The sequence below is a fragment of the Spirillospora sp. NPDC047279 genome (assembly GCF_040643285.1).
Classification (GTDB): Bacteria; Actinomycetota; Actinomycetes; order Streptosporangiales; family Streptosporangiaceae; genus Spirillospora.
In genome coordinates, this window is sequence record NZ_JBEYUA010000004.1 from 320,949 (window position 1) to 333,577 (window position 12,629).

Here is a 12,629-nt window from a genome sequence, read left to right on the forward strand (position 1 = left end):
GTCACCCCTCTCCCTTGCGCGTGCGCACGGTCTTGGTCGACCGAGTGTCCAGGGACATCTCGTCGGCCTTCTCGACGTTCTTCTTCAGCCGGACCGTACCGGTCACCGGGTCGACGACGTCGACCACCTTGCGCAGCAGCGAGGTGATCTCCTCGTTGCCCGCCTCCTCGGCGAGCTGCACGGCACGGCCGAGACGGGTCGTCGCGGTGTCCTCGTCGCCGTCCTTGCGGGCCTGCAGGCCCTGCTGGATGGCGTCGGCCAGCTCGGCCTGCCCGGTGTAGTGCGCGACGCGCGGGTTGATGCGGGTGGACGCCGCCTCGTCGTCGGTCCACTGGACCAGGACGTTGCCGGTGGCCAGCACCTGGTCCTCCTGCCCGGCGCCGCCGGGCAGCACGAGCTTGATCCAGCCGGCCCGCAGCTCCTTGCCGACCTCGCCCGCCGGCACCTCGACGCACACGTGGTAGTCGCGGCTCTCGGCGCCCCAGGCGCCGAGCGGGTAGTCGCCCGCCTGCGGCCCGGACTCGGCGCGCCTGCCCGTCAGGTCCTCCACCGTGGGCATCACCTGCTTGACGAAGCGCAGCTTGGCGGTCTGCGGCGTCCACACGCGCAGCGCGACGTCGGCGACCGCCTTGCCCATCGCGGCCTCGGTCATCGCCTGGAAGTCGGCGACCAGGCCCGCCGGGTCGGCGACGATGTCGACGCTGCCCAGCAGGGCGGACGAGATCTTGCGCAGCTCGGCGACCTCCCAGTCGGTGCCGACGCCGCGGCAGTCGCAGACGAACCGGCCGGAGCAGCGGAACAACACCGCGTCGAGCTCCTCGGCCGTCTCGTGCTGGTTCTTGCCGTCGGTCAGCAGGATGGCGTGCCGGATGCCGTCCTGGTGCGGGTCGAAGAGCTGGTCGGCGAGCCGCAGCCACGAGCCGATCGCGGTGCCGCCCTGCGCCTGGAGCCGGCTCAGCGCCTGCTTGGCCTGCTGCCGGGTGGCCGCGTCGGCGCGGACGAGCGTGGTCTCCCGGGGGTACACCATGGACGCGGTGTTGGCGCCGGAGATGACCGCGAACCACACGCCGTCGCGCAGCGTGTCGACCGCGACCTGGGCGGCGGCGACCGCGGCGCGCAGCTTGGTGTCGGGGTAGGACATCGACCCCGAGGTGTCGATGATGATCACTTCGGCGGCGGACGCCGGGTGAGCCGTCCCGACCGGGGCTCCCGTCGACTCGACGGACACGATCGCATGGACCTCGCGGCCGCCCTCGGGAAGGAACTTGTTCTGGTCGATCTTGATGCTGAACTGCGGCTGGTCGCTCATTGGGCATGCTCCGTGTCAGGGGCGACCGGGATGACGGCCACCGTGATGTTGTCGCGGCCACCGGCCTCGAGGGCGAACCGGACCAGCGCGCGGGCCGCGCCGAGGGGGTCGCGGACCGGGTCGCAGCCCGCCCCGGCCAGGACGGCCACCAGGTCTTCGGGACGGGGCGCGTAGTTCCACAACCCGTCGCTGCACACCAGGACGGTGCCGGCGCCGCCGGGGGAGAACGTGCGCACCCGCGGCCGCACCTCGTCGGCGTCCGCGCCCAGCCAGGCGGTGATGACGTGCGCGTTGGGATGCGCCTCGGCCTCCGCCTCGGTGAGGGCGCCCTCGGCGACCATGAACGCGGCCCACGAGTCGTCCTCGGTCAGCTGCCGGGAGGCGGTGCCGTCGAGCCAGTACGCGCGGCTGTCGCCGACCCAGCCGACCGTCACCGACGCCGCGCCGGTCGCGGCGTCGCGCCGCGTCGCCGCCGACACGTACGTGCACGACGGGGCGTTGGACGGCGACTCGGCGAGCGCGGCGACGGCCTCGGCGGCCTTGAGCGCCGCGTCGCGCACGGCGTCCTCGGGGCCGGCGCCGGAGGCCAGCCGGGCGGTCAGCTCGGCGACCCCGGTCTCGGCCGCGGCGCGGGAGGCGTCGTCGGGGTCGGGCGAGGAGCCGACGCCGTCGCAGACCACCACCGCGACGCCGCCGGGCAGCGGGGCCATGGCCAGGGCGTCCTCGTTGCGGGCGTACCGGCGGCCCTTGTCGCTGACGCCGGCCGCCGTGCCGCCGGGCAGTTCGGCCTCGACATGGTCGCGTTCGGCGGGCTGCCGCATCCCGCAGTGCTCGCAGTAGCCCTCGGCGTCGATGGCGGTGGCGCCGCACTCGGTGCACGCCCGCCGGGGCGCGTTCGGCTCGGTCCGCCGGGTCGGGCGGGTGCCGGGGCGGGCGCCGGCGAAGGCCTTGGCGGTCGCGCCGTCGCGCGCCACCCGGCCCGCCTTGACGGCGGCCGTGGCCTCCGCGGTCAGCGGATGGCCGCAGGCCTCGCAGAACGCCTCGCCCTCGAACACCGGTTCCGTGCAGTTGGGGCAGCCCGGCTTGGACGGCTCGGTCACGTCGATGTCCTCCGTCACAGCAGGGTTCTCCGTCACAACAAGGTCCTCGGGCGCACGGCGTTGGCGCGGTCGATCAGGAGGCGGCGGTCTTCCCGGTCGCGCGTGTGCTGGGCCATCGCACGGTAGTTGTCCTCCAGCACGCGGCGCAGCGCGGCCGTGTCGCCGAGCGGCGCGCCGAACAGCGACCCGCCCTGCGCCCCGCCCGCCTGCGGCGGGGCGAGGCCCAGCCACGCGATCGCCGCCTCCATGACCTCGGCGGCGAGCCTGGCGCGGCGCTCGCCCTCCAGGTCGAGGCGGCCCAGCCGCTCGCCGGCGCCGACGAGGTCGGCGGCCGTCAGGCCGTCGACCGCGCGCCCGCGCACCGCGGTGGCGACCGCGCAGACCTGTGCCGCCACGTACCGGATGGAGGTGCGCGGCACCGAGTCGAGCACCGCGACCGCCGCCGCCCGGTTGCCCGCCGCCAGGTGGATGCGGGCCAGGGCGAAGGCCGCGTTGATGTAGGACTGGTCGGTGCGCCAGACCATCTCGTACAGCCGGACCGCCTCGCCCGGCGCCTGCCCCTCCAGGCAGTAGGCCAGCGCCAGCTTGGGCGCCGCCTCGCCGGGCAGCAGCGAGTAGAGCCGGTCGAAGAGCGGCAGCGCCTCGGCGACGCGGCCCTCGGCGAGCGTGCACACCGCGCGGTACCACTCCAGCCGCCAGTCGTCCGGCCGTTCCGCGGCCACCTGGTCGAGCAGCGCGCGGGCCGCGGCGGGCTCGCCGAGCTCGATCCGCACCCGCGCCAGCGTCAGCGACAGCTCGGGCGTCTGCTGCGGCGCGTTCGCGATCGTCGAGGCCAGCTGTGCCGGCTCCAGCGAGGTGAGACCGGCCAGGAACCCGGCGGCCGGATCGGACCCGTCGACCAGCGGCACCGGCAGCGACGCCGCCGCGCCGGCGGGGGAGAGCGGCGGCAGCGCGGTGTCGGCGTTGCCCGGCCGGGTGGTGTCGGTGCCCGGCGCGAAACGTTCCGGGCCGAACAACCCGGACGGCGCGGGCCGGGGGTAGCCGTCCTCGGCGGCGAGCACCTCGCGCAGGACGCCGGTGAGCTGCTCGGCCATCTCGGCCGCGTCGTGGAACCGCACCGCCGGGTCGAGGTGCGTGGCGCGGCGCAGGAACCGGTCGTACGACTCGTGCCGCATCAGCAGCGGCACGTCCTGCCGCGCCGGCAGCTTGTCGGAGAACTCGGAGGTGAAGCGGGCGAACCGGAAGCTCAGCACCGCCAGCGCCCGGCCCACCGTGTAGAGGTCGGAGCTGATGGAGGGGCCGGCGTCGGCGATCTCGGGCGCCTGGTAGCCGACGGTTCCGAAGATCGCGCCCTCCGGGTCGTCGATCCGCCGCACCGCGCCCATGTCGATCAGGCGCAGCTGCTCTTCGGACTGGATGACGTTGTCGGGCTTGAAGTCGCAGTAGACCAGGCCCTGCGCGTGCAGGTAGCCGAACGCCTGGAGCACCTCGAGCGCGTAGGCGATGGCCTGGCCGAGGGGGAGCGCGTCCTCGTTCAGCTGCCTGCGGCGGTGCTGGAGGATGTCCTTGAGCGACTGGCCGCCGACGTACTCCATGACGATGTAGCCGGAGCCGCCGTGCTGCACGAAGTTGTAGATCTTGACGATGTTGGGGTGCTCGACCTCGGCCAGGTAGGCACGTTCGGCCGCGGCCGCCGCCAGCGCGTCGGCGTCGCCCGCGTCGAGCAGGCCCTTGAGCACCACCCAGCGGTCGCTGACGTTCTTGTCCTTGGCCAGGTAGATCCAGCCGAGCCCGCCGTGCGCGATGCAGCCGAGCACCTCGTACTGCCCGCCGACCAGGTCGCCCGCCCCGAGCTTGGGGGTGAACGAGTAACCCGCGCCGCACTTGGCGCAGAAGCCCTCGGTGCGGCCGGGACGGTCGCCCTTGGCCCGTCCGACCGGCTCGCCGCAGCCGCTGCAGAAGCGCCGGTTTTCCGCGACCTGGGGGTCGGCGAGCACCGCGGTCGACGGATCGCGGTACGGGACGCGCGGCACCTCGACCAGCCCCGCGCCGAGCGCGCCGCGGCGGCCCGACGAACGCGCCGAGCCGGTGCGCGTGCTGCCCGTGCGGACGCTGCCGGTGGCGAAGCCGCTCGACGGCAGGCTGCCGGACGGGACGCTGCCCGAGGGTGTGCCGCCGGTGACCGGAGCGGATCCGCCCGGCGCGGAGGAGGACGACCCGCCGCCCGCCGCGGGCGTGCCCGCCGACGGCGGCATGCCGCAGACGTCGCAGTATCCGTCCTGCACCGTTCCGGAGCAGCCGGCCTGGGCGCAGGTGCCACTGGGAGCCGCGGGAGTGGAAGCCGGTGGGGTGGGAGCCGCGCTCGCCGACTGAGGGGGCATGCCGCATATGACGCAGTAGCCGTCTTCGACGGTTCCGGAGCAGCCCGGTGCCGTGCATCGGATCATCGGTCCGATCCCTTCGTCCGCGATGAGATGGCCTGCTGATAACCCGACAGCGTCACGGTCGCCTTGCGCAGGTCGCAGGGGGAGGTCCAGAGGAGCTCGCGCGCCTCCTGGTAGATGCGGGTGAGCTCGGCGTCCTCGGCCAGGCCCAGCCGGCCCGCCTTGACGCGGTAGGCGTCGAGGCGCCCGCGCAGTTCCTCGCGGCGGTCGAGGAGCCCGGTGACGAGGTCGTGGTCGGCGCGGGCCTGCTCCAGCGCGGCGGCCGCGGCGCGTTCGAGGTCGAGCACCCGCTCGGCGAGGTCGTTCCAGCGGCGCGCGTCGCGCAGTCCCTTGACCGCCGCGAGCCGGTCGACGAGCACCGCCGAACGGTCGGCGATCTCGGGCAGCACCGGTGCGGCGATCTTGACGAGGACCTCGTCGCGGGCCCGCCGCGCCGCCGCCTCGGCCTCCCGCACCCCGTCGACGGCCAGCGCGGCCTGCCGCAGCCGCGCCTCGGCGCCGTCGCGGAACGCGGCGGCCTCGGCGAGGCGGCGCCGGACGCCGGCCAGGCCGGTACCGGCCGCCCGCAACCGCGAGGCGTCGGCGCGGCCGTCCTTCTTGAACGACAGCGGATCGGCGCGCACCGCGGCGGCGAGCACGTCGATCTCGCGGCACGCCCGGTCGAGCTCGGGGTCGGGCCCGCCGCCCAGCGACGCCGCCAGCGCGGCGACCTCGCCGCGTTCGGCCTCGACCGTGCCGAGCACCGACAGGAGCTCCGACCAGACCGCGTCGACGTCGGCGACCATGCGCGCGGCCTCTTCGAACAGCGGGGTCATGCGCTCGACCGTCCCGGCCAGGGTCAGCTTCTCGCCGGTCGGCGACGAGAGCAGCGTCCGCCGTTCGATCGGCACCTCCTCCATCGGCAGCTCGACCGACGGCCCGGTGAGCAGGCGCGTCAGCTCGGCGAGCTGCGCCTGGCCCGGCTTGGGGTGCCGTGCCCGCAGCTCCTCGGCCGCGTCGAGCGCGGCGCCGTAGAGGTCGAAGAGGCTCCACAACTCCGTCAGCCGCGAGCGCAGCCCCGCCTGGAGCCGGCCGGTCTCGCCGCTCACCGCCGTCCCGTCGAGCAGCCGCCGGCCCTGGTGCCCCTCCAGGTCGAGGAGGGCGGCGCTGATGCGCTCCTTCTCGTCCCGGAGGTCGTGGAGGGCGCGGTCCACCTCGTCACGGTTCATCGGCCGTCGCCCGGATCCAAGTGTCAGCCCCCGATTCCCCCAGATCGTTCACTTTTCGAGGGATCAGTTTCCCGTATCGGCGGCGTACCGCTCAAGACCTCCAAAATGTCAGTGTTCGAACATATAATCGAACCATGGCGAACGTTGCTCCGCACCCCTCCGGCACACTGACCGCGGCCGAGATCGCCGCCCTGGCGCTGTCCCTGGCGCACCTGGGCGCCGGTCCGCAGGCCACCACCGCCCGCCGCGCGCTGGGCCACCTCATCGACCCCGGCACCCACGACGACGTCGTCACCGCCACCCTGGCCACCCTCACCCGCCCGCTCGACGTCTCCACCGCCGACCGCGCCCGCGTGGTCGCCGCCGCCATCACCGAGCACCGCGTCGTGCGCCTCTGCTACGGCGACGCCGACGCCAACGTCACCATCCGCGAGGTGGAGCCCGTCACCTGCCTGGTCCACCGCGACCACTGGTACCTCGTCGGCTGGTGCCGCATGCGCCGCGGCGTCCGCGCGTTCCGCTTCGACCGCATCCTCGCCGTCGAGTCCACCGGCCTGCCCGCCCGCCCCCGCCGCGCCGAGCGCTACCTCCCCTTCCAGCGCCGCACCGCCCTCGCCGCCTGACCGCCCCGCCACCTGCCAGGGCCGTCCGCCAGGGCGGTCGGTGCGGCCTCGCGGGTGGCGCGGCCATGTTCGGACGTCGGGCTCGCCGGGACGCGGGGTGGGTGGCGACGACGCCGCCCACCCCGTCAGCGGCGGGCGAGGCCCGGCATCAGGTGGGGCACGAGCCGGGCGCCGCGGCCGAGGCCCCGGCCCAGGCTCTGGCTCAGGCGGCCGACCGGGGTACGTCCCGGGTCGGCCGCCTGCTCGGCACGCAGGCCGTCGATGATCCCCTGCACCGCCTTGCGGGCGATGTCGCGCACCTCGGCCGCGGCGGCGTCGCTTCCGGCCGCGCCCGCCCACGGCGTGGTGTCGATCGGCTCACCGAACCGGTAGTAGAGCCGCTCGGGACGCGGTACGGGGGTGAGCCCGAGCCCGCGCGACAGCGGGCCCAGCACGTCGTCCCGCCTGCCGCGTTCGCCCAGCACCATGCGCCCCAGTGCCCGCGCGGGCGCGAGCGCGGGGCTGTCGGCGGCCACGAGGGTGGTGAACATCTCCTCCACGCCCACCGACCCGAACGGGATGATCGGGCACCCCGCCTCGATCGCCAGCCGGGCGAACCCCAGCCGCCCGTCCCACTGCAACCGGTACCGCTCGTCCTCGCGCCGGGTCGCCTCCCGCGCGCCTCCCGGGAACACCACGACCATCTGGCCGTCGTCCAGCAGCGCCCGGCAGTTGCCGGGCGTCCCGTCCACCGAGCCGCCCCTGTCCATCACCTTGCGCCACAGCGGGACCCGCCAGTGCACGTGGTCGGCCACCGACCGCGCCCAGACGCCGCGCGCCCGGTGGATCTCGAAGAAGAGCAGCGGCGCGTCGACCACGCCGTACACCGTGTGGTTGCCGACCAGCAGCGCCGGGCCGCGCCCGGGCACGTTCTCCAGGCCGTGGAAGACCGGCGAGGTCCACGCGCGCCACGGCTCCAGGGCCAGGTTCGCCGCGCGGATCAGGTGCCGCGAAGGAGGTGTCCAGGGGGTCATGCGCGCATGTTACGGGAGCCTCTGACCGGCGGGTCAGCCCGTGCTGACATACCGCCAGGTCCGCGCGTTCTGTGAGATGGGCGACACCGCTCCGGCGCGTTACGGCAGGCAGTAGGCCCCGGTGAGGACGGAGCCCCCCGAGATCACCCGTGCCGTCAGGCCCGCCGGGCGTAGTGGGAGGTGACCGCGGGCTGACCGGTGTAGTTGGGCCCTGACCGGTCGTCGGCGCCCAGGTAGCGGTAGGGGAAGGCGACGTCGCGGCGGCCCGCCAGCGAGACGCGGCGGCGCCGGGTGTCGTACTCGAACCCCTGTTCGCGCAGCACGGTGCCGAACCTGCCGGGGGCTTTGACGCCGCCGGCGTGGAAGCTGGCCGCGAACGTGCCGGTCTCGGTCAGCCAGGACGCGGCGCGGGTGAGGAGGGCGAGCTTGTCGCCGATGTAGTGCAGGCCGTGCACGCAGGTGATGAGGTCGAACGGGGCGTCCGGGGTCCAGGTCGTGAGCGAGGCGGTGACCAGGCTGAGGTGGGGCGGGCGGGCCGCCGTCACGAAGTGGTCGACCAGGTCGACGCCGACGATCCGGGTGCGGGGGAGGAGCGGCGCGGCCTCGAGCAGGGCGCGGCCGGAGCCGCAGCAGAGGTCGAGCCAGCGGGCGGGGGCGGCGGCGACGATGTCGAGGCCGAGTTCGCGGTCGTAGCCGGCGAGGGCGCGGTCGCGGTTCATTGCGCTGTTGGCCACGACGGAGGAACGTTCGAGGGCGTCGTCGTCAAGGAGCATGGGGGTGATCCTCCCGCGTAGCATGGCGGCGGTGAGCATGCATGACGTCCTCGAGCATCTGCAGCGGCTGGGAATGTCGGGGTACGAGGCCAAGGCGTACGCGGCGCTGGTGGCGGCGGGCAGGCCGATCAACGGGTACGAGGTCGCGAAGCGGTCGGGAGTGCCCCGGAGCACGGTGTACGAGACGCTCGGCAAGCTCGTGGCGCGCGGGGCTGCGTTCGAGGTGCGGGGCGCGTCGGACGCCACGGAATACCAGCCGCTGCCGGCCGAGGCGCTGCTCGACCGGTTGCGGCGCGAGTTCGACGGGTCGGTGGAGGCGCTGAGGACGGCGTTGCCCGCGGTGGTGGCGGCGCCCGAGGCGCCGCTGATCCACGGGCTGCGGGACGGCGCGGCGATGCTGGCGCGGGCCGGGGACGTGGTGGCCGGGGCCAGGAGGTCCCTCTTCCTCTCGGTGTGGCCGGAGGAGATGGCGCGCCTGCACGGGGGAGTGCGGGCGGCGCAGGACCGCGGCGTCGACGTCTCGGTCGTCGCCTTCGGGGAGGTCGAGGAGGTGGGGCACGTCTACGCCCACCGCTACTCGGCGCCCAAGGCCGTGCTGGACGACCTGGGCTACCGGTTGTTCGTGGTCGTCGCGGACCGGCGTGAGGCCGTGGTCGGCGGGTTCGGCGAGGGCGAGGCGTGGGGGATCTACACCGGTGACCCGGCGGTCGCGCTGATGGCGGCCGAGTACGTGCGGCAGGACGCGGCGTTGCAGATCCTCGCCGAACGGGTGGGGGCCGCCGAGCTCGACCGGTGGTTCGCCCACGACCCGGGGCTGCTACGCCTCCTGGGACGTGGCTGAGACGGCGTCGGCCACGACCGCGGTCACGTCGCGGGCGCGGGCGTAGACCTGGCGCTGCCGCCGGGCGCCGTTGCCCCGTTCGAGCAGGCGGGCCAGCAGGACGCGGGTGGTGTCCAGGTCGCCGGACTCGGCGAGCGCCGGGGCCAGGTGGTCGAGGAGGGTCCGCACGGCGGCGTGGGCGGGGACGGGCCGCCGGGTCACCGGGTGCACGAGGTCCTCGCGCACTCCGGAGCGGCTCGCCCGCCACATGGCCAGCTTGAGCAGGTCGGTGCGCATCCGGTCGGGCGGCACGCCCGCCCGCCAGGCGTGGGCGGCCGTGCTCACCAGGGCCCGGACGAGCGCGGCGAGCAGGACGGCGTCGTCGGCCTCCATGCAGACGTCGGCGACCCGGATCTCCACGGTGGGGTACTGCCGGGAGAGCCGCGCGTCGAAGTAGATCATCCCCTCGTCGAGCAGGGCACCGGTGTCGATCATGGCCTCGACCGCGGCCCGGTAGCCCTTGACCGACTCGAACAGCTCGGTCGGGCCGTTGGAGGGCCAGCGGCCCCAGACCTGCTGCCGCCAGCTGTCGTAACCGGTGTCGTGCCCCTGCCAGAACGGGGAGTTGGCGCTGAGCGCGAGCAGGGGCGGCAGCCAGGGCCTGATCCGGTCGAGCACGCCGACGCCCTCTTCGGGGCCGTCCACGTTGACGTGCACATGGCAGCCGCAGGTGAGCTGCTCGTCCGCGGTGAGCGCGTACGCCCGCGCCATCCGCCGGTAGCGGAGCGACGGCGTGATCGACGGCTGGACGGCCACCGGCGAGGTGGCGAGCGCCGCGACCGCCGCGCCGACGCCCCGGGCCGACCGCACCGCGGCCTTCCGGGTCCGGCGGACCTGGTCGGAGAGCTCGGCGAGCGAGGAGCACGGCCGGGTGCCGGTCTCGAGCTGCTCGCGCTGGAGCTCGCTCTCGAGGGCCTCGTCGCCGGAGAGCTCGACGCCGTTGTCGCGCGCGTACCGGAGCACGGCGCCGGAGACCGCCCGTGGTGCCCCGCTGACCGGGTCCACGAGGAGCAGTTCTTCTTCGACCCCGAAGGTCCGTGGTGTCACGACCTGGTTCTGCCCTCTACGCCGCGAAAGTACGGCATGTGACAATGCGTGAATTATCTTGAACGAGCGCTTGGTTGGAGGGCCCTTGACGTATCGCGTGGGACAGTGGGCGACCGGCAACGTCGGCAGGCAGGCACTACGCGCCATCATCGAGCACCCGGACCTGGAACTGGCCGGTGTCGTCGTCAGCGATCCGGCCAAGGTCGGCCGCGACGCCGGCGAACTGGCCGGGATCGGCCGCTCCACCGGTGTCCGGGCGACCGCCGATCCGGCCGAGCTCCTCGCGGCGCGGCCCGACGTCGTCAGCTACACCGCTGTCGGCACGGCGGGCCGCCGCGAGGTCGCGACCGGCGACCGGCCCGGCGGCGCGGTCGACGACCTGTGCCGGATCCTGGAGTCGGGCATCGACGTGGTGTCCACGGCGCTGATCCCGCTCGTCCACCCGCCGTCGGCCGACCAGGACGACGTGCGGCGGCTGGAGGCGGCGTGCGCGGCGGGCGGCGCGTCGCTGCTCACGACCGGGCTCGACCCCGGGCTCATGAACGACGTCCTGCCGATCGTCCTCAGCGGCGTCTGCCTGCGGATCGACGCGGTCAAGGTCAGCGAGGTCATGAGCTACGGCCTCTGGGACAAGCCCGAGGCCATCGTGGGCAAGTTCGGGTTCGGCAAGCCGCTCGACCACCGGCCGCCGATGGTGCGGCCCGGCGTGCTGACCATCATGTGGGGCTCGGTCGTGCACCTGCTCGCCGAGCGGCTCGGCGTCGCGCTGGACGAGGTGACCGAGTCGTACGAGCTGTGCCCGGCGCCGGAGACGTTCGAGATCCCGGCCGGCACGATCGCCGCGGGCACCTCGGCCGGCATGCGCTTCCAGGTGTCGGGCCTGGTGAACGGGCGCGCGGTGATCGTGGTCGAGCACGTGACGAGGCTGCGCGAGGACGTCGGGCTGCCGCACTGGCCCGCGGCGCCGTTCGGCGAGGCGGGCGGCTACCGGGTCGAGATCGACGGCGAGCCGCCGTGGCGCATGGACATCGCCAACCCCGGCGCCAAGGACCCCACCGTGCCGGGCACGCTCGCCACCGCGCTCCGCGTCGTCAACGCGATCCCGGCCGTGGCCGAGGCGCCGCCCGGCCTGCACACCCCCTTCACCCTCCCCCTCTTCACCGGCCGGGGCCTCCTGACCGGCTGATCCAAGAGGTCCTGCGACGCCTCGGCCCGCAGGACCGTCACGTGTAGCGGAAGAGGGCCTCGGCTACGGCCTTCTGGACGTCGTCCATCGCCGGTTCGCCGTCCTCCACGTCCCAGAGGATGTTCTGGAGGGCGCGGCCGAGCGTCCAGCCCGCGGCGCGGCGCCGGTCCAGGCCGAGGATCTCGGTCATGTGGTCGAAGCGGCGGCGCACGGCGCGGCCGACGTCGCCGGTGGCCACGATGTCGTCCCAGCGGTTGTCCAGCGCGGGCATCAGGTCGAAGCCGGGGTCGCCCGCGAGGGGCTTGGGGTCGATGGCCAGCCAGGGTTCGCGCCCGGCGGCGAGCACGTTGTCGTAGTGCAGGTCCCAGTGCAGCAGGCGGTCGCCCGGCTCGTGCACCAGGTCGGCGACGGCGCCCGCGCAGGTCTGGACGACGCGGCGTTCTTCGGGGGTGAACGCGGGCAGGACGCCGGGCACCTGGTCCAGCATCGCCCGGGCGATGTCGCCGAGGCGGCGCATGCCGGGCGGGGCGGGGTGCGCGACCAGCCGGGCCAGGATCCCGGTGAGGATCCCGAGGGCCTCGGCGTCGTCCGGGATCGCGGACAGGGACCGGTCCGGGGTGAGCGCCTCCAGCACCATCGTGCCGGTGTCCGGGTCGTGGTCGAGGAGGCGCACGGCGCCGTCGCCGTCCCAGAGCCGCAGGCCGACGGGCTCGCTCTCGGTCTCCTCGTCCAGGATCTGGAGCTTGAGCACGGCGGGCGTGCCGTCCGCCCGGCGGACGGGCAGGACGAGGGACGCCATGCCGTGCATCGAGGGGCCGGTGACCGTCAGGTCCCACCGTTCGAGCTGGGCGCTCGCCAGCTCGGGCAGCCCGTCGACGAACGCGCGGCCGGGCTCGCCGTTGTACTTGATCTGGGTCCGGGCGAGTTCTTCGGGGACGACGATCCGAGGCATGATCAGGAAGCTATCCGACCTGATGGCGGGCGCGTCGGGCGGGTGATCGACGGCCTCTTCCACGGGACGAAACTGCCGATCATCTACGCGATGG

Annotated in this window: 11 protein-coding genes; 3 read left to right on the forward strand and 8 right to left on the reverse strand. The window is 74.4% G+C overall.

Features of this window, described 5'->3' with window-relative positions:
- Window position 1: 1 nt before the first annotated feature.
- The 4 genes from ABZ810_RS12095 to ABZ810_RS12110 are packed head-to-tail and all read right to left on the reverse strand — an operon-like array spanning window position 2 to window position 6,061.
- Window positions 2–1,309 (reverse strand): VWA domain-containing protein, encoded by a 1,308-nt coding sequence (locus tag ABZ810_RS12095; RefSeq protein ID WP_358402361.1) that lies wholly within the window; start codon window positions 1,307–1,309, stop codon window positions 2–4.
- Window positions 1,306–2,427: a protein phosphatase 2C domain-containing protein gene (locus ABZ810_RS12100; RefSeq protein WP_358402363.1), complete on the reverse strand. Its 1,122-nt coding sequence runs from the start codon at window positions 2,425–2,427 to the stop codon at window positions 1,306–1,308. The genes ABZ810_RS12095 and ABZ810_RS12100 overlap by 4 nt, the downstream gene beginning before the upstream one ends.
- 14 nt (window positions 2,428–2,441) lie before the next feature.
- Complete coding sequence (locus ABZ810_RS12105) at window positions 2,442–4,856, reverse strand: tetratricopeptide repeat protein (RefSeq protein WP_358402365.1); 2,415 nt, start codon at window positions 4,854–4,856, stop codon at window positions 2,442–2,444.
- A complete protein-coding gene (locus tag ABZ810_RS12110; RefSeq protein ID WP_358402366.1) occupies window positions 4,853–6,061 on the reverse strand; it encodes a hypothetical protein in 1,209 nt (402 codons plus the stop codon). The genes ABZ810_RS12105 and ABZ810_RS12110 overlap by 4 nt, the downstream gene beginning before the upstream one ends.
- Before the next feature lie 134 nt (window positions 6,062–6,195).
- Here ABZ810_RS12110 and ABZ810_RS12115 point away from each other — a divergent pair, with 134 nt between their 5' ends.
- Window positions 6,196–6,684, forward strand: a complete 489-nt coding sequence (locus ABZ810_RS12115) for a WYL domain-containing protein (protein WP_358402368.1) — start codon at window positions 6,196–6,198, stop codon at window positions 6,682–6,684.
- A 125-nt stretch (window positions 6,685–6,809) separates the two neighbouring features.
- Here ABZ810_RS12115 and ABZ810_RS12120 read toward each other — a convergent pair whose 3' ends face one another.
- Both ABZ810_RS12120 and ABZ810_RS12125 read right to left on the reverse strand, forming a co-directional pair.
- Window positions 6,810–7,697 (reverse strand): lysophospholipid acyltransferase family protein, encoded by an 888-nt coding sequence (locus ABZ810_RS12120; RefSeq protein WP_358402369.1) that lies wholly within the window; start codon window positions 7,695–7,697, stop codon window positions 6,810–6,812.
- A gap of 155 nt (window positions 7,698–7,852) precedes the next feature.
- Window positions 7,853–8,470 carry a class I SAM-dependent methyltransferase gene (locus ABZ810_RS12125; RefSeq protein WP_358402371.1) on the reverse strand — a complete coding sequence of 206 codons (618 nt, stop codon included), beginning with the start codon at window positions 8,468–8,470 and terminating at the stop codon, window positions 7,853–7,855.
- Between the two features lie 37 nt (window positions 8,471–8,507).
- Between ABZ810_RS12125 and ABZ810_RS12130 the strand changes: the two genes are divergently transcribed.
- On the forward strand, window positions 8,508–9,311 hold the full coding sequence (locus tag ABZ810_RS12130; RefSeq protein WP_358402854.1) for a helix-turn-helix domain-containing protein: 804 nt from the start codon (window positions 8,508–8,510) through the stop codon (window positions 9,309–9,311).
- Here ABZ810_RS12130 and ABZ810_RS12135 read toward each other — a convergent pair.
- The gene (locus tag ABZ810_RS12135; protein ID WP_358402373.1) at window positions 9,288–10,397 is read right to left on the reverse strand and encodes a glutamate--cysteine ligase; all 1,110 of its coding nucleotides are present in this window, start codon (window positions 10,395–10,397) and stop codon (window positions 9,288–9,290) included. The two genes, ABZ810_RS12130 and ABZ810_RS12135, sit on opposite strands and share 24 nt — an antisense overlap.
- Before the next feature lie 85 nt (window positions 10,398–10,482).
- Between ABZ810_RS12135 and ABZ810_RS12140 the strand changes: the two genes are divergently transcribed.
- Window positions 10,483–11,583 (forward strand): dihydrodipicolinate reductase, encoded by a 1,101-nt coding sequence (locus ABZ810_RS12140; RefSeq protein ID WP_358402375.1) that lies wholly within the window; start codon window positions 10,483–10,485, stop codon window positions 11,581–11,583.
- 37 nt (window positions 11,584–11,620) lie between these two features.
- Here ABZ810_RS12140 and ABZ810_RS12145 read toward each other — a convergent pair whose 3' ends face one another.
- A complete protein-coding gene (locus ABZ810_RS12145) occupies window positions 11,621–12,535 on the reverse strand; it encodes an aminoglycoside phosphotransferase family protein (RefSeq protein ID WP_358402377.1) in 915 nt (304 codons plus the stop codon).
- Window positions 12,536–12,629 lie beyond the last annotated feature (94 nt).